The organism is Ruminococcus sp. 210702-SL.1.03 (assembly GCF_020559915.1).
Lineage (GTDB): Bacteria > Bacillota > Clostridia > Oscillospirales > Ruminococcaceae > YE71.
In genome coordinates this window covers 1-1,147 of the sequence record NZ_JAJCLZ010000093.1, presented here as the reverse complement: position 1 = coordinate 1,147, position 1,147 = coordinate 1, and the positions used below count along the sequence as shown (strand labels likewise).

At 42.5% G+C, this 1,147-nt stretch carries 1 protein-coding gene; it reads left to right on the top strand.

What is annotated here, in order from left to right; genetic code table 11:
* Positions 1-27: 27 nt before the first annotated feature.
* Positions 28-1,147, top strand: a 1,120-nt coding sequence (locus LI114_RS13520; RefSeq protein WP_227221103.1) for a collagen binding domain-containing protein, incomplete at its 3' end; no start/stop codon positions are given.

The window sequence follows — 1,147 nt, the reverse complement described above, 5'->3', positions numbered from 1 at the left end:
TTTCTATTTTACTTCTTTGAGGTTGGAGTGTCAAGTTTTATTATACTATATCATATATTTGTGACCGAAGATTTTACGAGAGGCACAATTAAGGTCAACAAGACCGCCGAAGATGGAATCGTAAGCGGCAGAGAGTTCAAGGTCACAGGAAACGACGGCAGCAGTTACACCAAGAAAACCAATGCAAACGGCGTTGCCGAATTTAACGGATTAAAGGTATACAACACATCTACGGGCAAAGCGATCACCTACACCGTATCCGAGATCAATGTAGATACAAGATACGAAGTTCCTAAGGCTCAGAATGTTACGCTTACAAGCGGAGATGTTGATCTGACTGTGAATGTAAAGTTCAACAATCAACTTAAAACGGGCTCGATAAAGATAAATAAGCAGTCTGAGGATAATCAGAACGGTGATAGGGAGTTCACTATTACGGGCAACGGTAAGACCTACACAATTAAAACAGGTTCGGACGGTGTTGCAATTCTTTCCGATATTCCCGTTTACAACAGCAGAAACGAGAAGATCGTGTACACCATTTCCGAGAAAAATGTTCCAATAAGATATGTAGTTCCTGCGGATCAGACAGCAACTCTTACTGCTGACGCAACCACAACTAAGACATTCAAAAATATCCTCAAGAAATTTACTGTAGAGGTGAAAAAGCAGGATTCCAAAACAGCATCAGCACAGGGCAATGGAACGCTTGCAGGAGCAGTTTACGGACTGTACAAGGACGGCGAGCTCGTAGATACCTATACGACCGATGAAAACGGATATTTCAAGACAAAGGAGTATGTCTGCGGAAACTACACTGTTCAGGAAATTTCACCAAGCGAGGGATATCTGCTTGATGAAACTGTGTACCCGGTTGGTGCAGAAACTGAGAATTATTCCATTGAGCATAACCCCATTTCTATGACAGTGACTGAGGACGTAGTAAAGGGAAATATTGCGATCATCAAGCATTCCGATGACGGCTCTACTCAGATAGAAACTCCGGAAGTGGGAGCTGAATTTGAGGTTTATCTGAAATCCTCCGGTTCTTATGCAAATGCTGTTGAAACAGAACGTGATTACCTGACGTGTGATGAAAACGGATTTGCACAGACAAAGGATATGCCATACGGAATTTACACGGTTC